We start from the raw sequence: 17,115 nt of genomic DNA, 5'->3' as shown, positions 1-17,115 counted from the left end.
ACTCAGAAGAGTAGGGGTTCACTGCCGCGCGAGCGCGGAAGCAAGGAGGGAGATGGAAGTTCTCCTGTCCAGCGGCATTCACCGCGACATGCGCGCGCTTATAAAGTGTTCCACGACGGCGGGGTCAAACTGCTTTCCGGCGTCCTCCCTCAGCCGCCGAAACGCTTCCTCCGCCGGCAAGCCAGCGCGATAGGGGCGTGAAGTAGTCATCGCGGCAAACGCGTCCACTACCGCCAATATGCGCGATCCCAATGGAATTTGTTCGCCCCGGAGTCGCCCGGGATAACCCTCGCCGTCGTAACGCTCGTGGTGATGCAGCACGATCAGGCTGGCATTGGCAAAGCCTGGAAAGAGGCGAAGGATCGCCCAACTGAACTCCGGGTGTTTGTTCATAGCCAGGCGCTCTTCCTCGGTGAGCGGGCCGGATTTGGTGAGGATATGGTCGCGTATCCCGATTTTGCCGATGTCGTGCAGGGTCGCCGCCATTTCCAAATCGGACAGTTCAGCCGAATGCATCCCCATGCGTTCGCCGACCTCCAGCGCCATCTCCACCAGGTCGGTGCTGTGGACGCCGGTGGCCAAGTCCCTCAAATCAAGAAGCTGGGTAAGGGCGCAGATGACAGCATCGCGAAACCGAGCAACGTCGTCCTCCAGCCCCAGCACTTGTTGTCGAGCAGCGGCATCCGGCATGGCAGCGTCTATTGTCTAGCGGTCAATTGCAGTGCATTGACGAAGTCCACCCGCGTCTTGCCAAGATGACGGTCAGGATTGAGCTTGTCGATCGCCGCCCCGGTGGTTTCCAGCATATTCGCCACTGCGCTTTGATCCAAGCTCGGTTTCGCAGAAATGACCAGAGCGCCCCCGCTCGAAAGAAACGGCGTGCTAAAGGATGTCCCGGAGACCAGGGCGTAGGTGCCGCCCGGGAAAGTGGTGATCACTCCCAAACCTGGGGCGGCAACGTCAGCGCTTTGGCCGAAGTTCGTGAACGGCGCGGCCACATCTTTCATGTCCGTCGCCGTAACTCCAGTCACCGGAGCGTACTTCGCCGGATAGACTGTCAAATCAGCTCCTTCATTCCCGGTCGAGCTGGCGCAGAACACGCCACGCGATTTGGCGAACTCGATCGCCGCGTTCAGTTCCTTATTATCCTCCGGGAGACTGAAGCTCATGTTGATGACGCGTGCTCCCCGCTCGACCGCGTAGCGAATCGCGCGCGCAATGTCATAGATTTCGCCTCGACCATCCGGGCCAAAAGCTTTGAGCGGCATAATGCGGCTGTTTGGCGCCACAAGCCGGATGATACCGGCCACTGCCGTACCATGGCCGTAGGCGGGAGGCACGGCGATGCCATCCAGGAGCGCCACCGTGGATTGGTCCAACAGTGCGACGGTGGATTGGTTCACCTGTACCGGCACCAAACCATTCGCACCACCGTCCAGCAAGGCCACCGTCGATTGTTGCAGCAGCGGAGCTTCCGTAACGTCGCTTGAATCCTGAATAAAGTTGTAACCTGGCGTCAATGCGCCCATCAGGGCGGGGTGAAAGATATCTACCCCAGTATCGATGACGGCCACGGTGACGGTGGCACCGGTCGAAGCGCCATGAGCCTTCAGCACGCGCGTCAGCTCCGCAGCCGTTTGTTCCAGGTAGCCCTGCCTGACGTTCGATCCGTAATAGAAAACGAGGGGGGACTGGCCAACTTGCGCTAGTTGGGTGGTGGCCGCACTGTCAAGGAGGGCCACAGTGGATTGCTGGAGCAAGGGATGAGGACTGGCATCGGGCAATTCCACTGAATCGTTTGGCGATGCCACAGGACCCAAACGGGTAGCGAATTCATCCGCGCTCATCCCTCGCGGCACCGATAGCCGAAAGAGGTTCAGGTCCAGGTCCCCTTCCAGGATTTTTACGTGCCAATTCCGACAGATGGCTTGGACCGTTTTGGTGTCGGCGCGCACAAGCACATCGTCCGCGTCATCAGCCACCCCGGTTGCTGAGAACACCTGGAGAAGCGCCACGATCAAGAGAGCTTTGGCTAGTTCCTTCATGTGGCATCCTCCTTCCCGGTTGGCGGAGCGCCGACCCAGACCATGGCTTCCTTATCGTCCAAGCATAAGGTGATCGTCGATGCATATTCGGGAGCGTTTTCAAAGGAGAACTCGCCCAGCGGGTTGGTCAGCGTGGTGGCAATCAGCTCACTCTGGTGAAAAAGCTTGACCATGAAAAGTGTGCCTGGAGGCGTGGGTGGATCCTCGCGGAGGATTTGTCCGGTAATGTTCAGCTTGTCGTCAGGCAACCTTTCGACGTTGAGATCGATGTAATACCCACTGGCAGCATAGAGACGCTGCCGGTACGCCGCCTGGCGTGGGCTGCGGAGACCGGCGCTGGCGGGGAGAGCAAAACTGTCAAAGACGAGCGTGGCCAAGACGGTTTGAATGGGGGCAGGGCATTCGCTGGCGGATGCGAAAAGCCCAAAGGCGCCATCGAGTGTTTCTGCCGGCGGTTCGAAAGATAGGTCGTTTTGGGCAAAGGCTCGAAAAGCCTTCCATAGGTGATGGTTCCGGGTGCATTCCGGGCAGCCTGAGGCGAGATGATCCGCCACAGCCGCTGCTGCCTCGGCCTGCGCCAGGCCGCAAACGTTCATCACAAGGTCGTATGGGCTCATGTGGTTCTCGTACACCGCCGTTTCCCTACTTTCGTGTTCCTAACTAATAAGAGCCTCCAGCGGGCTCCAAAAGTATAGGGAGGCCAAAATTTCAGGCCTTTCCCATGACGAAAAAGGGCGCCCAAAAGAAGGGGTGCGGGCGGCGCTCGCGGATGGCCAGCATCGCCAGCCGGAGCGCTGCCCCCTTGCCTGTGCCATCTCGCAAGTGCGAGTAGAAAATTTCCATGAACTCCCTGGTTGTCTCGTCGTCAATCGCCCAGAGGCTTCCCATGAAAGCGCGACATCCGGCGGCCAGGAAGCCGCGGATCAATCCGATCAATTCGTCGCCGCTGCTCACCTGCGCCAGGCCCGTTCCGCAGCCGCTCAGCGTCACCAGGTTAGCGTTCAGCCGCAGACCGTAAATATCAAACACGCTGAGCCAACTGTCCGCCAAACGAATCGCTGAGAACAATGGGTTGTCCTGCCGGAACACGCCATGGGTGGCAATGTGGATGATGTCGGCGCTTTGACCCTCGTCTTGCAGCCGAGCCTGGCTTGCCTTTTCGGCGAGGAAAAGCCGCGACTCCGGAAGGGCCGCCACAACTGCCTTGACTTCTTGCTCGATCTGCGGCGCCGCTTCGTCGGCCAGGCCAAAAATGACAGCTTTCTTTTCGTTTACGGCGGCCTGTCGCTGGGCAAGGGCATACACGGTTCCGCTCGGCGAGTGGATGACTTCATGCCTGTCCACGAGGTAGCCGTCTCGGCCACGTAGGGCATGAAAGGGAATCAAATGCATGCATCCGTGCGGCACGATCACCAGACGGGGGGTTGTCAGATAGGGGCTCAATGGTTCCAGGAGCAACCTGTAGAGTTCGCCCAGGTGTTCGTCGGTGTTGTGAAACAGCACCTGGCCGAAGCGCTCCAGATAACCGGGCGAGAGACCGAATTTGGCAAGCTGGAAGCGGAGCAGCTGCGTCACCTTGGCCACGCGGCGGTAGTTCGCAATCCGTGGGAGCACATGTACGCTCCGGCGGGTGATGACAAGCGCCAGAATAGCTTCGCGGACGACGAAGTATTCCACCAGCGTGGTGCGCTCATCGAGCGTCGCCTGCACTTCAGCCATGTCAAAGTTCCACCGGTTCGAACCTGCCGTGGCCGCATCACTTGATATGTGACGGAAAGCGGCTACCAGTTGGTTCTCCAGCTCGCGGATCTTGTCCAGAAACTCGCCGGTGCGCCCCGCTCCGCCGGTACGCATCTCCTCCAGGGAGACCTTGCGCTGGTACCAATTCAATTCCTCGCGCAGCCGGCTGATTTCCGATACGGTCCCACCCGGTTGCGGTTCGTTCGTCCGGCGTGGTGAGTAGTTCAAGAGCAAATCGACAAGACTTCTCGATTTCGCCATTTCCACGTATCGGAAAATCTGACCGGGGTCGGGCCGGGGATCGTTGAGAGCCAGGGCGACCAGACTCTCGTAGGGCACCGTCTTGTCCTGGAAGAAATGAACTTTGAAGTCGTCGCTGGGCACATAGGCGCGCAGTTTCTCGATCTTCTCGACCGACTCAAGGTAATGCGTTTTGGCGGCGGCCGAGTCGCCCGCCTCCTCAGCCAGCAGCCCGAGAATGAGGTCACACTGATACTCGAGCCAGGGCGACTCGCTGTTTTGCAGGAGTTGCCGTGCCCGGTCGGCGGCGGCGAGCGCGGCCGCCTGATCACCCAGCGCGGCGGCAATCTGTGCCAGCAAGAGTTCGGCGTAGGCCAGCCGCAAGGGGTGTTCGCTCGAGGAAAAGAATTTTCTTGCCCCTTCACAGAGGGCCCGCGCCTCGCAATGGCGGCCTTCCTCGAAAAAGAGGACGGCCTTGTGCAAATCGAGCGTGGCGAGCCAGGGATCGTTCTGTTCGGCAAGGAAGATCTCCCGTGCCCGGTCAAACAGATCCAAGGCGCGGACAGCCTTGCCCAGGAGGCGATTGGCGATGGCGGTAATCGCCAGCGCTCGGGCTGCTTCATAGCGGTGAGAGATCTCGACGAACGCACCGTAGGCCGCTTCGCCCAGGCAAGCGGCATCGGCGTAGAGGTTCAACTGGAGATACATCTCTGCCTCATCCAGGTCGCAGAGTGCCTGGTGATAGCGGTCACCCAGCTCGCGGTAGAGCAATCGAGAGGATTGAAGCCATTGGAGCGCCCGCGAATACTGGCCGCGCAGGTAGTAGAGATAGGCGATGTTATAGTCCGCCTGAGCAACCAGGCGGGGCATCTTCAGCTTCGAGCAGAGGTAGCGGGCTCGTTCATAACTCGCCATGGCTTCGCCCGACCGGTTGAGCACCATGAGGACGACGGCGCGATTGATCAAAACACCGGCAATCCCTTCTTGGTCATCGGCGCCGAGGAGCACCGGATAGGCGCGGTCGTAGTGTTCGATGGCTTCTTGGAATCGGTCCATGCGGTGATAGATGTTGCCGACATTGACCTCCAGCCGGGCCAGCCGCAGTCCGTCCCCCGCCTGCTCGAACAACTGCTTTGCCCGCGCCGCGCGCTCGAGCGCCTCTTGATAACGACCCAGCAGGATGAGCGGCTGAAGCGAGGTACTCAGGGTGCGACCGGTCTCCAACGGGTCGCCCAGTTTTTCAAAGATGGCCAGGGCTTGATGGTGGAAATCGGCGGCTTCCCGCTGTTGTCCGCTGGCGTGCCGTACGTTTCCGTTGGCTCGCAACGCCAGTGCAAGAGTTCGTTCATCCTGGGCAAGCTCGGCCAGGAACAAGGCGGTTTGCGCCAAAGCGGATGCCTTCGCGGTGTCCGAGCGCACCTCGACGAGCGCTCCCGATGCCAGGGCTTCGCTAGCCGCCAGCAGGTCGTTGCGCTCAAAGCGTTCGGCAAAGCTGCCGAATTCATTCAAGCGAACGCGCCCGACGGCCTCCAGGAGTTCGCTTTGCTTGGTGCTCATCTGCCGAACCCGATCTTCTTGAGTTCCCGCGCCAGCTTTTCCAAACAACGGCTGCGAAGGAAGCCAATCGAATTCTTGGCTACGCCCAGCCGCTCGGCCACACCGCGGTAGCTGGGCGCGCTCTGATCATAGAAAAGCATCTCGATGAGGGATTGGCATCGTGGGGGAAGCTGCGCCACCGCGTCGCGGACCGCCTGTTCCAGCTCGATCTGCCGGGCAAAGTCGCCGTCGCCATCCGGGTTCAGCGAGGACTCCGGGTCTTCGCCATTGACCTCTCTCGCTTCCGACTTCTTCCGGCGAATACATTCGTGGCGTGTCACCGCGCATAACCAGCCACCAAGATGGTCGGGCCGGATCGACGCTAGATTCCTTAGGAGTTTGAGACAGACTTCCTGGAAGACATCGGCGGCGCTCTCCGGCGAAAGGCGAAATCGAATGGGGATGGAGTAGATGAGTCTTCGGTAGCGGAAGACGAGTTGGCGCCAGGCAAGCTCGTCCCCGGCGAGGCACTTCTCGAGAAGGCTGGCATCTGAGGTGCCGCGGTCTTCGGTACAGTCGGCCCGCTCCGTTGGAGTGGCAGCGCGGTTGGCGCGAGCGGCATCTATAATCGCTCGTGGCATGAGTAATACCTATGCGAGATCAAGTAGAGCGATAAGCGGGCGGGTGGGTCAATGGAACCCATGACTAAGTCGGAACGGTACGCTTGTACTAGAGCCGCTCTAAATGACTGAGCCGTCTGGAGCGGCGGCGTGAGACGTGCGCATTGCCCAGCATTCTCTTTTCATGCGGGGAAAGTAAGGCTAAGCTGGGCAGGATGAGGTTCGGAGCGCTTCGAGCCCTTGCGCGGTGGCCACCGGGGGGCGGTGCTCTGGCCGCCTGTTGAACCTCGCGTGCATACTTCCAAGATGGCCGGCCTCGAAGAACAGAGCGACCAGCAATTGATTCGCAGGTGCTTGAAGGGCGACCAGCGAGCGTGGGAGGTCCTGATTCTGCGGTACGAACGGCTCATCTACTCCATCCCGGTTCGCTACAGCTTTGATCAAGATGCCCGCGCCGACATTTTCCAAACCGTCTCTCTTCGCTTGCTCGAACAGTTGTCTCACCTGCGCGATCGCTCCAAGCTGGCAAGCTGGCTCATCACCACCACCCTCCGCGAATGTTGGAAACGGAAGCGTGAGCGTGCTCGACTGATTTCCGACGCGGAGGCTTGGCCGGAAGGGGAAGAGCCTTCCGAGCAAGCGCGAGCGGTTGAGGAGCGCCAGCTCTGGGAAGAGCAACACTTGGTTCGGCAAGCGCTCCAAAGCATGGATGAGCGCTGCCGGCGGCTCTTCGACGTTGCCGCCTCGCCCTCCCCTCGACCGGCGGACTCCGATCCTGGGCGGTCAGGTCATTGCCAAGATCAGCGCTACTGCAAAGATTGAGGATATAAACCGGCGCCACGGCACATCCGTGATTGCTCAAATTCCGGCTACCAGTATTTACCTTTTGGCGGTTTCACCGGGCCAGACCGAGGACGAAGAGGCGGCCGAATTAGAGGGTGACCTCGAGGTCAGCTATAGCGATCCGAACTTTCTCTTGACGACTCCGGAAACCGATCAGGGAAGCGTGGCGTTTCTCGATCCTTCGGGGCCCGTCTTTCTGCGGGGCAGCTCGCCTTCCCGCTACTACACTCAGGCCGCCTACGTCCGCACCAACGCCCATCAAGCCCAATCCATCTCAACAGGCAGGAACGTGATCGTTGCCGTCGTGGATACGGGCATCTCGCCGTCCCATCCGGTTCTTTCCGGTCGGATCAGTCCCCTGGGGTTCGACTTCGTGGACAATGACCCGGATCCCACCGAACCGGCCACCGGCGGCCCGTCCTTCGGACACGGGACTTTCATCGCAGGCATTATCGCTTTGCTTGCCCCCGACTCCACCCTGTTGCCGCTGCGCGCCATGGACGCCACCGGACGCGGCAACGCCTTTGCCATTACTGCGGCGATCCGCTTTGCCGTGAACAGCGGCGCCAGGGTGATCAACCTCAGTCTGGGCATGGAAGACAAATCGGACGCCATCGACGATGCCATTGACTACGCCGTTCAAAACAATGTTGTCGTAGTCGTTTCCGCCGGCAACCGGAATCGTCGCCAGCCGCAGTTTCCCGCCAATGAAAGCAGCGTGGCTGCCATTGCTGCCGTGGATGATTTTGATGTGAAAGCCAATTTCTCCAACCATGGCTCTTATGTGTCTGTCTCGGCGCCTGGGGTGGACTTGTATAGCGCCTTTCCCGGCGACAGGTTTGCCGCCTGGAGCGGCACATCCTTTGCTGCTCCCCTTGTCGCCGGCCAGGCGGCTTTGCTCTTGTCCCTCGAACCCACGCTTCGCTTTGACGCTGCGATCAGGAAAATCCAAGATACCTCGGTCAACATCGATGGCCTCAATCCGAATTTTCAGGGGCAACTGGGCCGGGGCCGAATCGACATCCGCGCCTCTCTCAATTAGGGCACAAAGCAGGCCCGAAAATACCGGTAAGCCTCTATTTTCGTCTTTAGTTATCTTTGTCTTGACCGTTGCTTCTGGGCGGTGTTAGTTTGTTCGCGAACATGGCGTGTAGGGCTGACAGGCCATAGCCGCCCGGTCAACGCCATTACGGTTCGACGCCGCGCCCCGGATGAGAGCAGTGGAAGGAGGGACGCGCGATGGCAGCGCCTCCGGGATCACTGGACAGGGCGAACAGGGCTGTCGTCGCCTACCTCGATGGGCGACGGCTGAAGGGCTACGTTTACGATTTTTCCGCGCTGAAAGACCGCTTCCGCCTTTTTCCGGCGGACGACGCGCTCGGCCGGGGGGGAACGGAGGTCGAGATGAAGGACCTCAAAGCCGTTTTCTTTGTGAAAGACTTCGCCGGCCAGCCGGGGTACCACGAATCACAACTTGCCGAACCGTCCACGCATGGTCGCAGGATCGAAGTGACCTTCAGCGATGGCGAACAGATGCTGGGGACCACGGAGGGATACAATCTCCAGCGAGTGGGCTTTTTCATCTTTCCCGCCGACGTCAAGAGCAACAATGTTCGCATCTTCGTCGTCAACAAAAACATCCGCCAGGCCAAGTGGGTTTGATCCATTCTTGCGATCGTGTGACTTCGGTCATAGTGGCGACTTCTCGCGGTCGCTAGACTGGCAGTGTGTTCAAAAAAGTCCGAGATGCCGAGTGCCGGGCGGAACGACACCGCCTCCGGGCTTTTGGGAGCAACCGGCTCAATCAAAAAATCTTGCGAAGGGAGCAGTCCATGACTAAAGCCACAGAGATGCTTCGCCGCGAACACGAAGGCATCACCCAGGTCCTGGAGGTGCTCGAGGCGAGCGCCGACCGGCTCGAACGCGGGGAAAATGTCCCCGGCTCCGTCCTCGACGGTTTGGTCGAATTCATGCGGGTCTTTGTGGATCGTTGCCACCACGGCAAGGAAGAGACAGCCCTTTTCCCCCTGCTCGAAAGCCGCGGCATCCCGCGCCAGGGACCGATCGGCGTGATGCTCACCGACCACGAACAAGGACGAGCTCTTGCTCGCGAGCTGGGCGAGGCCATCGAGCGAATCAAGGGAGGGGAAGAGCTGGCCGGCAAGCGATTCGCGCAAGTTGCCCGGCAATACTCGGCTCACCTCCGGTCGCACATCGACAAGGAAAACAACGTTCTCTTTGTGATGGCGGAACGCATACTCTCGCCCGATGAGCAAACGCGCCTGGCAGAGGATTTTGAGCGCATCGAAATCGAAAAGATTGGGGCGGGCGAACACGAACGTCTGCACGGATTGATCGGCGAGATGCGGCGGCAGGTCCTCGGCCCCGTCGTGCGGTAGCGCCGAAGCAGCGCCCTATACCAGGAGCCGTCCGCTCACTGCCAGTTGCCAGGCGAGATAGAGGCCAAAGAGGCAGGAAACCGCGCCGGTGAGCACCCGCACGCGCAAGTTCCACCGTTCAAAGCGCGAGGTGGTCAGCGCAAAGGGCAGACCAATCAGCCAGCTCAGGCTGAGCATTCCGCCAATCGAGCCGGCGCCGAACACCCCGATGTAGCCCAGCGCCACCCAGGGCGAAGAAATCGTCGCCAAGACCAGCAGCATGACCGATGCGCTGCCGGCCAGCCCATGCACGATCCCCACCAGGAAAGGACGCAGGCCGACGCCGATGCGATGGACTCCGGGGTGGTCGTGGAGAGTCGGATGTTCTGTGCCGACGTGCGTGTGCCAGTGCGCGTGCCCCGATTCTATCGGGGCGTGCTCTTCTCCCTCATGCCGGTGAACGTGCCGGTGGAGCTTCACGGGCGAACTTTTCCAAAGGACGTTCGCCCCCAGCAGCACCAGCATGGCCGCTACCGCCAGTTCCAGCCATTCGCTGACCGGCGCGGGGATTCTCAACTTCAGCAGCACGAGCGCCAGCCCGGCGACGAGCAAGGATGTCGTGTGGCCTAACCCCCAAAGCGCTCCCGCCCAGGAAGCGCTGCCCACACTCTTCCGCTCGCTGACAATCGTCGAGACAGCCACCACGTGGTCGGCGTCGGTGGCATGTTTGAGACCAAGCAGGAACCCAAATCCGAAGATGGCAACGACCGAGGTTTGCAAGCGGTGTCTCCGTGACGGATCGAACCCGCCCTCGAGCCTCTTCTACGACACCCGAAGCATTCGGTCAAGGTGAAAAGCAAAACCTCTTTCTGCTGCCGGGGTCTTGCTGCGTTCGGCAGACCCTTCGGCAAGCTCGCGGACAACGGGCTCTTATTGAACATCCGGCAAGGGCATGCTATAAGACGAATGAGGCAAGCGACCGTAGTTTAGGGGTAGAACGACAGCTTGCCAAGCTGTAGGCGGGGGTTCGAGTCCCCTCGGTCGCTCCAGCCGCAGGTCATTTTCCCGTTGCTTCCTTTGTTTCCTTCACTTCCTGCTTTACAATCCTGCCGTGCGCTGTCCCAACTGCAACGAGCCGCTCGAAGAGGAGTGGTGTGACGCCTGCGGAATGGATCTGCCAAGGCTCCGCCGGGCAGCGCTCCATCGGCTGATCTCGAAGCTCGGCATCTTCCTCCTGGGGATTTTGGCGCTTGTGCCGGCAACCCGCATCTATCCTCCGCTCGAGATTGACCGCATGTTCATTTTCTTCGGTGTTTTGTTTGTCGTTGCCCTTGGCCTTGCTGTGCGGGTGGAATATCAGCTTCGGCGGAATCGCCCGGCGGAGACTGGTTCGAGGATTTTTCGCTCGCTGGTGGTCGTGCCTTGGATTCTGACCGGGCTGCTCTTGGCCAATGGTCGCTTCGACCGGGATCCGCCGCAACTACACCAAGCACAGGTTGCCGGAACATTTCGTTCCGGTGGCATGGCCATGACGCACCGGCTGGTGTTGCCTTCCTGGCGCAGCCGTCGTCGTTGGGAACGGGTGGCAGTCAGCGCAAAGTTAATCGCCGCCGTGCGTACCGGCGACACCGTGCAAGTCCTGATCAAGCCGGGGCTCGCCGGCATCGCGTGGGTGGCGGGGGTCGAAAAGGTGGAGACTCTGCCTCTCTCTCCCCCTCCGCCCGTACTCAAACAGATCCGCTAGCCCCGTTCCAATTCAATCTACCTGCAATAGATGGACGCCGAGACCCCGGGAGCGCCACCCGTTGACTTTTATCAACCTGAGCGCAGCGTAAGAGCTTGCCCTGAGCTTGTCGAGGGGATCGCTGTACGGAGATGCTTCATCCCGGCAGGCCGGGGTTCAGCGGGACATCCTTTCACCTGCCGAGCGCGTAGCACAGGCACTTGACTTCAATAGATATTCGAAGTTCGCTTGGTGCCGGTATAGTCGATATAGACCGTTTTCAGCTCGGTATAAAAATCGATCGCCACCCGGCCCATTTCACGCAACCCGACGCCGGTGGCCTTCATGCCGCCGAAGGGGAGGTGCGCCTCGCCGCCAACGGTGGGCGAGTTCACATGGGTGATGCCCGTTTCAATCCTGTCCACAAATTCAAACATGCGCGACGCATCGTTGGTGTAGATGGACGAGGAGAGGCCGTACTTCACCGAGTTCGCTGCCTGTAAGGCTTCTTCGAAGTTTTTCACCCGGATGACGGAGAGCACCGGGCCAAAGATTTCTTCCTGGGCAAGCCGGCTCTCGGCGCGGACGTGGTCAAAGATGGTAGGCGCGACAAAATAGCCCTTGTCGTAGATTCCGCCGGCGAGCCTTGCGCCGCCGAGAAGAAGCTTGGCTCCTTCCTTTTTCCCGATCTCAATGTACTCCAGCACGGTTCGGAGTTGTCCCGGATCGACCGAGGGGCCGACGTAGGTCTCCGGGAGCAAGCCATCGCCCACCTTGATCTCTTTCGCGCGAGCGAGCAGCAATTCCACAAAGCGTTCGGCAACCGCGTCCACGACAATGGCCCGGCTGGTAGCGGTGCAGCGCTGGCCGGTGGACGCAAAGGCCCCTTGCACGGTAGCCTCCACGGCAAGCGGGAGATCGGCGTCTTCGAGCACCACCAGCGGGTTTTTGCCGCCCATCTCGCACTGCACCTTGATCATTCGCTTCGCGCCTTGCGCGTAGAGCTGCGAGCCGATTTCGTTGGAGCCGGTGAACGTCACCGCCCGGACGTCGGCGTGCTCGATCAACGCCTCGCCGACCTCGCTGCCCGCGCCCACGACCATGTTCAGGGCGCCGGCCGGCACGCCTGCCTGCTCAAAGATCTCGACCACCTTCTTGCCGGCAAAGGCGGTGTGGGTGGCTGGCTTGAAGACCACGGTGTTGCCGGTGACGAGCGCGGGAGCAATCTTCCACACCGGAATCGCCACCGGAAAGTTCCACGGCGTGACGATGGCCACCACCCCGATGGGTTGTTTGATGGTGTAACAAAAGTTCTTGGGCAGCTCCGAGGGAAGCGTTTCCCCGGCGATGCGCCGGGCCTCGCCGGCAAAAAACTCGAGCACGTTGATCGAGCGCTGCACCTCGCCGCGTGATTCGCCCAGCGTCTTGCCCTCTTCCCGCGTGAGCAGCCGGGATAACTCTTCTTTCTGCTCGGTCATCAAGGTCATGGCGCGAAAGAGGATTTTGCCGCGCTGCGGGGCCGGGGTGTCGCGCCAGGAGGCAAAGGCCCGCTTGGCTGACGCCACCGCCTGGCCAACTTCCTCCCGCGTCGAAAGCGGCACCAGGCCAATCAGCTCGTCCAGATTGGCCGGGTTGCGCCGCTCGACGGTGCGCGTCGAGGCTGAATCGACCCAGCGGCCGTTGATAAAGTTGCGACAAATCTGAGCCGTGGTTGTGGCGGTGGCCATCTTGCCGTCCTCTCTCCTGATCGCCTGCCAGGGCAGGGCCAGGCTTTGGCCAAACGATGAGGGTGACCTGGAAATGGTGCAGGGAGAACGGAGAAAGGTCAAGTGGGCCGGCCACTGCCCTGAGGTGCCCGCGGGGCAAAACGGGTCGCGTGTTACGAGCCACTTCCACTGCTCTGTTCAGTCAACTGAACAACTCCGTTGAGAAAATCCACTTGTCCGTCACCCCGCCCCAGCCCAATGGCGGCCGCGTCCGGCGAGCGTCGCCTCCAATTGTCTGGATGCATGCTGGCAATCCATACAAAACAAACAGGAATCGCCCTGGTGATCGCTCGTGTGCGTGCTCGTCTTCATCCTCCCCACTCTCGGGATCCTGGCCGTTTCAATCATTCTGTTCAGTCAACTGAACAATTTCACTTTTCCTTGATCCCACCCACCGGAAGGGGGTAAATGAGAGTTCAATCATTAGAAGGCAATAGAGCATCGCTGCAGACAGGCATCGCTTTGCAAGGCAGAGGGAGGGGGAATGCCTCGCCGACCGGTCGGGTGGGCCGCACTGATATTGCCCGTGGTAGCTCTTTTGGGCTTGATTCTTTTGGTCGTGGCCACGGCTGCCTTCTCGCCATACCATTCGGACAGCAAGGATTCTCCGGAAAAGAAGCAGGTTGTGGTTTGGGCCATCATGCCAACCAGGGTCTATCACTGCCCTGGATCACGCTGGTATGGGAAGACAAAGGACGGAAAGTATTTGAATGAATGCGAAGCCGTTCGCGAGGGCTTCCGACCTGCTTTTGGTCAGGGCTGTGGATCAGAATGCAAAGAATAGGCGGCCAGAGGACGAGCCTAGACGGAGTGGCACACACGAGGCCAATCTTGCTCAGACTTTGGGGCGACCTTGGGAAGGGGGCATTATGAGCATTCGCGGTTACTTTGACCTTAGCCAGCCGGCCACGTTTGGTGCGCGGCGCCCTGCGTCAACTGCCTCGGGAGCGCAAACACCGGCTCCAACTTCAATCCCATCCCGGCAATTGACTCTGGCGTGGCAGATTGCGATTTACTTTATCCTTCTAGGGGCGATCGTTGCCAGCCGTTTTCTCGATCTCTATCGGGCCGGCGTGCCTTTCGCTTTCCAACTGGACTGGGCGTATTTGTCATTCATCGCAATCTGCTCGTTGCTGGCATTTCCTGTTGTTTACGACAAAGCTCTGCTTAGCAAAGATCAACCTTTCTTCCTGCAGATCGGGCTGATCTTCACTGCCGGGATGGGTTGGGAAAAGATAGTCTCCACGGCAGTCGGCAAATAGCAGATAGTCAGTTGGATGTAGAAGTGACAGTTAGTTGATGCAAAGGCAGCGGAGAGACACACCAGGTCGTGCGAGGCGACCATCGTAAGAAAAATGGGGTGAGAGTCGAACACACCATTGTCCGGAGGCAGCGCACGGTGCCTCAGTTTGCGGGCTCGACGAGGGGTTGGACATGAACGACGTTAACCGTAGCCCGGTGATTGTCAATTTGAGAGACGTCCAAGCGAGGGCCATAGAGGATCAGGTCGAGCTGAAGTTTTATAATCAACGGGCGGGAAGCCTCAACCAGCGCATCCCCCCGACGATGCGAACCTGGGGGAGCGTGACTTTGGAAGGTATCCCCGCCTTCCCCTTCGGTCTGGCCGAGGTCTTCATTAACCCGCACAAGTATCGCTACAAGAGTATCTTCATCAATGTGCCGGCTGGCCAGCCCGGCCTAATCGACGAAGCCTTTTTTGTCGACCCCGACCAAGTAAGGCCTACTTTCCGCGACTTTACGGAAATCCAGACGAATCAACGATGGATCGAACTTTGGCGACTCCTGCAAAACTCGGGGATCGCGAATGTAGCAGCTTGGAACGGCCTCAGCGATCGGCAAAAAGCCGGTCTTTTCAACCTCTACGCTAAGATGCAGCGAGAGGTTGTCGATGGCGACCGGCCCGTCTGGAGCTTCGTTGAGCGGATTACGGAGTTTCGACCAGCACGGGTCTTCGCGATGGTGCAAAACGCCTTGCACGACCTCGTCCGTGGCTACGTAACAGGCTTTCACCCGGTGCCCGGAGCGCTCCATGATTTTGGTGAGGGATGGCGCCTCGTCGATAGTTTCAAGACGCACGACCCGGCCGGGAATCTCCAACTGACTTTTGCGCAGAACGCCGCAGGCGAATGGAAGGCGGATATCGATATCGACGACCATCAAGGGATCGAGCATGCAGCGGACGTTTTGAAGCACAAGATCACGGGCAAGGATACCCATCCCTACGACATCCACCAGATCCTGACCTATTTCCAAGGGCTCGATCCGGGGTACCAACTGGTTTGATGGGAGGTTGTCTTCGGCAACGAAACTCGGAGAGTTTCTCCGCCGGCCGGCGCTCTTCGATCCTCGGGCGGGGCTGCTTCGAGGGGGAGTTCCTACAAAAAAGTTACTTCCCATGTCCAACAACTTCGACGCCATTATCCGAAGCGCATTAGAGGCCACCGTAAAGGGCAACCAGACTGCCGAAAAGTGCTAATCAACGGCAGGATTTCCTCGAAGTAGCAAGCGAATGGGGAGATGAGAATGACAGAACCTTTAGCCAATCACTGGGACAGCCATGCCGAGGAGTACGACGTGGTGATTATCGGGTCGGGATACGGCGGGGCCATTACCGCTGCGCGGCTCGCGACCGCGAACATCACGCCCAAGCGCCGCATTTGCATTCTGGAACGCGGAATGGAATGGATCCCCGGAACGTTTCCTGACGAGCCACTCGATGTCCTGCAGCATTTCCTGAGCCCGCTGAATCCGCTCGGCCTGTATGAGTTCGCGCGGTACAACGAAATCAGCGTGATCAAAGGCTCCGGCCTGGGCGGAACTTCCTTGGTGAATGCCAACGTGGCCATCATTCCCGAGGATGCGGTCTTTAACCGCGCCCCATGGCCGGCCGCCATCAAGATGAATGCCCTGCGCGAGTTTTATCAGAAGGCCGCGAATACGCTCGAGATCTCCGAGCACCCTCGCGGAGCAGACCTGCTGAAGATTAAGGCACTGAAAAAGCGAGGCGATCAGGATCCGGTTCGCAAATTCGAGCTCCTCAAGCTCGCCGTGAATTTCACCCGCGACGGAGTGGATGAGAATGGCGTCGAGCGCCATCCCTGCATTGACTGCGGCGACTGCGTGACCGGTTGCAATGTACGGGCCAAGAACACGCTCTACATGAACTATCTGCCCATCGCCAAGAACCACGGGGTCGAAATCTTCACTCAGGTGCGCGTGCTCTACCTCGAGAAGCTCGCTGCCGGTGGTTACCGCATCCATTACGAACGCTATGCCCCGCGCAATCCCATCCCGGAAGCAGGGGTGCTGCGCGCCCGCCAAATAGTTGTGCTCTCAGCGGGGTCGTTGGGTTCCACGGAGATCATGTTGCGCTCTCGCGAGCACGGATTGCAGTTGCCCAATACCCTTGGTATCCGATTCTCCGGAAATGGCGACTTCTTCGGCATCGCCTATAACAGTGACCAGCGGACTGACATCATGGGCTTCGGCAACCATCTCGATGACCCTGTGCGCTCGGCGGTGAAGGCTGGGCCGACGATCGTGGGCGTTATCCGGTATAACCTGACCAAGCCGCTCGATCAGCAAATGACATTCGAAGATCTCTCCGTGCCACGAGCGGGGGTCGAAGCGGCCCGGCGCGTGTTGGCCTTGTTGCCCGGAACCGATACCGACAATCGTCCCATTCTCGATTGGCCGGACAATCTGGAGGAAATGCGCCGGGTGGCCCGGGATCTCCAATTTGACGCGCGCGGGGCCCTGAATCACACCATGGCCTACCTGATCATGTCCGATGACGGTGCCAAAGGAACTATGTCGCTCAAGGACGACCGGCTGTGGATTGACTGGTCCAAGGCTGGCGATCAGCCCATCTTCAAGCAGATCGACAAAGAGGTGCTCGCGCACGCCAAGGCTCTGGGCGCAAAGTTCATCGGAAATCCGGTCTGGAGTTTTCTCCAGTTGCATCACCTGATTACCGCTCACCCCCTGGGCGGGTGTCCCATGGGCGATTCCCACGCCACGGGTTTGGTGGATGACCTCGGCCGGGTGTTTGACCCCAACGGCGCAAAGCACAACGGCCTATACATTGCCGATGGATCCATCATTCCAACTGCTCTCGGGGTCAACCCGTTCCTCACGATCTCAGCGCTTTGCGAGCGTATAGCCGATCATCTTATTCAGCAATTGCGCCAGTAGGCGCGGTGG

16 protein-coding genes and 1 tRNA gene are annotated in these 17,115 nt (G+C 59.7%); 10 read left to right on the top strand and 7 right to left on the bottom strand.

The features are described from left to right. Nucleotides 1-78: 78 nt before the first annotated feature. The 5 genes from VIH17_01695 to VIH17_01675 form a co-directional block, all read right to left on the bottom strand. Nucleotides 79-690 (bottom strand): HD-GYP domain-containing protein, encoded by a 612-nt coding sequence (locus VIH17_01695; GenBank protein HEY4681945.1) that lies wholly within the window; start codon nucleotides 688-690, stop codon nucleotides 79-81. 8 nt (nucleotides 691-698) lie between these two features. Continuing rightward, nucleotides 699-2,045: a S8 family serine peptidase gene (locus VIH17_01690; protein ID HEY4681944.1), complete on the bottom strand. Its 1,347-nt coding sequence runs from the start codon at nucleotides 2,043-2,045 to the stop codon at nucleotides 699-701. Next, nucleotides 2,042-2,662 carry a hypothetical protein gene (locus VIH17_01685; protein HEY4681943.1) on the bottom strand — a complete coding sequence of 207 codons (621 nt, stop codon included), beginning with the start codon at nucleotides 2,660-2,662 and terminating at the stop codon, nucleotides 2,042-2,044. The genes VIH17_01690 and VIH17_01685 overlap by 4 nt, the downstream gene beginning before the upstream one ends. A 91-nt stretch (nucleotides 2,663-2,753) precedes the next feature. Continuing rightward, complete coding sequence (locus VIH17_01680; protein ID HEY4681942.1) at nucleotides 2,754-5,582, bottom strand: CHAT domain-containing tetratricopeptide repeat protein; 2,829 nt, start codon at nucleotides 5,580-5,582, stop codon at nucleotides 2,754-2,756. Next, entirely contained in the window at nucleotides 5,579-6,202 is a 624-nt protein-coding gene (locus tag VIH17_01675; protein ID HEY4681941.1) for a sigma-70 family RNA polymerase sigma factor, read from the bottom strand. The genes VIH17_01680 and VIH17_01675 overlap by 4 nt, the downstream gene beginning before the upstream one ends. A gap of 270 nt (nucleotides 6,203-6,472) precedes the next feature. Between VIH17_01675 and VIH17_01670 the strand changes: the two genes are divergently transcribed. From VIH17_01670 to VIH17_01655, 4 genes are all read left to right on the top strand, one after another. Next, nucleotides 6,473-7,003, top strand: coding sequence for a sigma-70 family RNA polymerase sigma factor (locus VIH17_01670; GenBank protein ID HEY4681940.1), 531 nt, complete (start codon nucleotides 6,473-6,475; stop codon nucleotides 7,001-7,003). 28 nt (nucleotides 7,004-7,031) lie between these two features. Continuing rightward, entirely contained in the window at nucleotides 7,032-8,066 is a 1,035-nt protein-coding gene (locus VIH17_01665; protein ID HEY4681939.1) for a S8 family serine peptidase, read from the top strand. Between the two features lie 197 nt (nucleotides 8,067-8,263). After that, nucleotides 8,264-8,686 carry a hypothetical protein gene (locus VIH17_01660; GenBank protein ID HEY4681938.1) on the top strand — a complete coding sequence of 141 codons (423 nt, stop codon included), beginning with the start codon at nucleotides 8,264-8,266 and terminating at the stop codon, nucleotides 8,684-8,686. A gap of 170 nt (nucleotides 8,687-8,856) precedes the next feature. Further along, nucleotides 8,857-9,423, top strand: coding sequence for a hemerythrin domain-containing protein (locus VIH17_01655; GenBank protein HEY4681937.1), 567 nt, complete (start codon nucleotides 8,857-8,859; stop codon nucleotides 9,421-9,423). A gap of 15 nt (nucleotides 9,424-9,438) precedes the next feature. Here VIH17_01655 and VIH17_01650 read toward each other — a convergent pair whose 3' ends face one another. Then, entirely contained in the window at nucleotides 9,439-10,182 is a 744-nt protein-coding gene (locus tag VIH17_01650; protein ID HEY4681936.1) for a hypothetical protein, read from the bottom strand. Between the two features lie 195 nt (nucleotides 10,183-10,377). On the opposite strand from VIH17_01650, the gene VIH17_01645 reads away from it, so the two are divergent. Further along, nucleotides 10,378-10,451 (top strand) — tRNA-Gly (locus tag VIH17_01645). A 62-nt stretch (nucleotides 10,452-10,513) separates the two neighbouring features. Beyond that, entirely contained in the window at nucleotides 10,514-11,146 is a 633-nt protein-coding gene (locus VIH17_01640) for a hypothetical protein (GenBank protein HEY4681935.1), read from the top strand. 206 nt (nucleotides 11,147-11,352) lie between these two features. Here VIH17_01640 and VIH17_01635 read toward each other — a convergent pair whose 3' ends face one another. Next, nucleotides 11,353-12,852 carry an aldehyde dehydrogenase family protein gene (locus VIH17_01635; GenBank protein HEY4681934.1) on the bottom strand — a complete coding sequence of 500 codons (1,500 nt, stop codon included), beginning with the start codon at nucleotides 12,850-12,852 and terminating at the stop codon, nucleotides 11,353-11,355. 447 nt (nucleotides 12,853-13,299) lie between these two features. Here VIH17_01635 and VIH17_01630 point away from each other — a divergent pair, with 447 nt between their 5' ends. The 4 genes from VIH17_01630 to VIH17_01615 all read left to right on the top strand — a co-directional run bounded on the left by VIH17_01630 (nucleotide 13,300) and on the right by VIH17_01615 (nucleotide 17,106). Next, nucleotides 13,300-13,605, top strand: coding sequence for a hypothetical protein (locus VIH17_01630; GenBank protein ID HEY4681933.1), 306 nt, complete (start codon nucleotides 13,300-13,302; stop codon nucleotides 13,603-13,605). Between the two features lie 155 nt (nucleotides 13,606-13,760). Beyond that, nucleotides 13,761-14,153: a hypothetical protein gene (locus VIH17_01625; GenBank protein ID HEY4681932.1), complete on the top strand. Its 393-nt coding sequence runs from the start codon at nucleotides 13,761-13,763 to the stop codon at nucleotides 14,151-14,153. A gap of 166 nt (nucleotides 14,154-14,319) precedes the next feature. After that, the gene (locus VIH17_01620) at nucleotides 14,320-15,195 is read left to right on the top strand and encodes a hypothetical protein (GenBank protein HEY4681931.1); all 876 of its coding nucleotides are present in this window, start codon (nucleotides 14,320-14,322) and stop codon (nucleotides 15,193-15,195) included. 240 nt (nucleotides 15,196-15,435) lie between these two features. Further along, nucleotides 15,436-17,106, top strand: a complete 1,671-nt coding sequence (locus tag VIH17_01615) for a GMC family oxidoreductase (GenBank protein ID HEY4681930.1) — start codon at nucleotides 15,436-15,438, stop codon at nucleotides 17,104-17,106. The last annotated feature ends 9 nt before the right edge of the window (nucleotides 17,107-17,115 follow it).

The sequence above is a fragment of the Candidatus Acidiferrales bacterium genome (genome assembly GCA_036514995.1).
In the GTDB taxonomy this organism is placed as follows: domain Bacteria; phylum Acidobacteriota; class Terriglobia; order Acidiferrales; family DATBWB01; genus DATBWB01.
The sequence above is the reverse complement of the archived record's forward strand: the minus strand, read 5'-3'. Positions and strand labels throughout refer to the sequence as shown.

What these genes read in the sequence shown, in the direction of transcription:
- VIH17_01685 (HEY4681943.1), bottom strand. Translation starts at nt 2,662, where the DNA reads ATGAGCCCATACGACCTTGTGATGAACGTTTGCGGCCTGGCGCAGGCC.
- VIH17_01690 (HEY4681944.1), bottom strand. Translation starts at nt 2,045, where the DNA reads ATGAAGGAACTAGCCAAAGCTCTCTTGATCGTGGCGCTTCTCCAGGTG.
- VIH17_01630 (HEY4681933.1), top strand. Translation starts at nt 13,300, where the DNA reads ATGAGAGTTCAATCATTAGAAGGCAATAGAGCATCGCTGCAGACAGGC.
- VIH17_01680 (HEY4681942.1), bottom strand. Translation starts at nt 5,582, where the DNA reads ATGAGCACCAAGCAAAGCGAACTCCTGGAGGCCGTCGGGCGCGTTCGC.
- VIH17_01660 (HEY4681938.1), top strand. Translation starts at nt 8,264, where the DNA reads ATGGCAGCGCCTCCGGGATCACTGGACAGGGCGAACAGGGCTGTCGTC.
- VIH17_01655 (HEY4681937.1), top strand. Translation starts at nt 8,857, where the DNA reads ATGACTAAAGCCACAGAGATGCTTCGCCGCGAACACGAAGGCATCACC.
- VIH17_01675 (HEY4681941.1), bottom strand. Translation starts at nt 6,202, where the DNA reads ATGCCACGAGCGATTATAGATGCCGCTCGCGCCAACCGCGCTGCCACT.
- VIH17_01625 (HEY4681932.1), top strand. Translation starts at nt 13,761, where the DNA reads ATGAGCATTCGCGGTTACTTTGACCTTAGCCAGCCGGCCACGTTTGGT.
- VIH17_01695 (HEY4681945.1), bottom strand. Translation starts at nt 690, where the DNA reads ATGCCGGATGCCGCTGCTCGACAACAAGTGCTGGGGCTGGAGGACGAC.
- VIH17_01635 (HEY4681934.1), bottom strand. Translation starts at nt 12,852, where the DNA reads ATGGCCACCGCCACAACCACGGCTCAGATTTGTCGCAACTTTATCAAC.
- VIH17_01615 (HEY4681930.1), top strand. Translation starts at nt 15,436, where the DNA reads ATGACAGAACCTTTAGCCAATCACTGGGACAGCCATGCCGAGGAGTAC.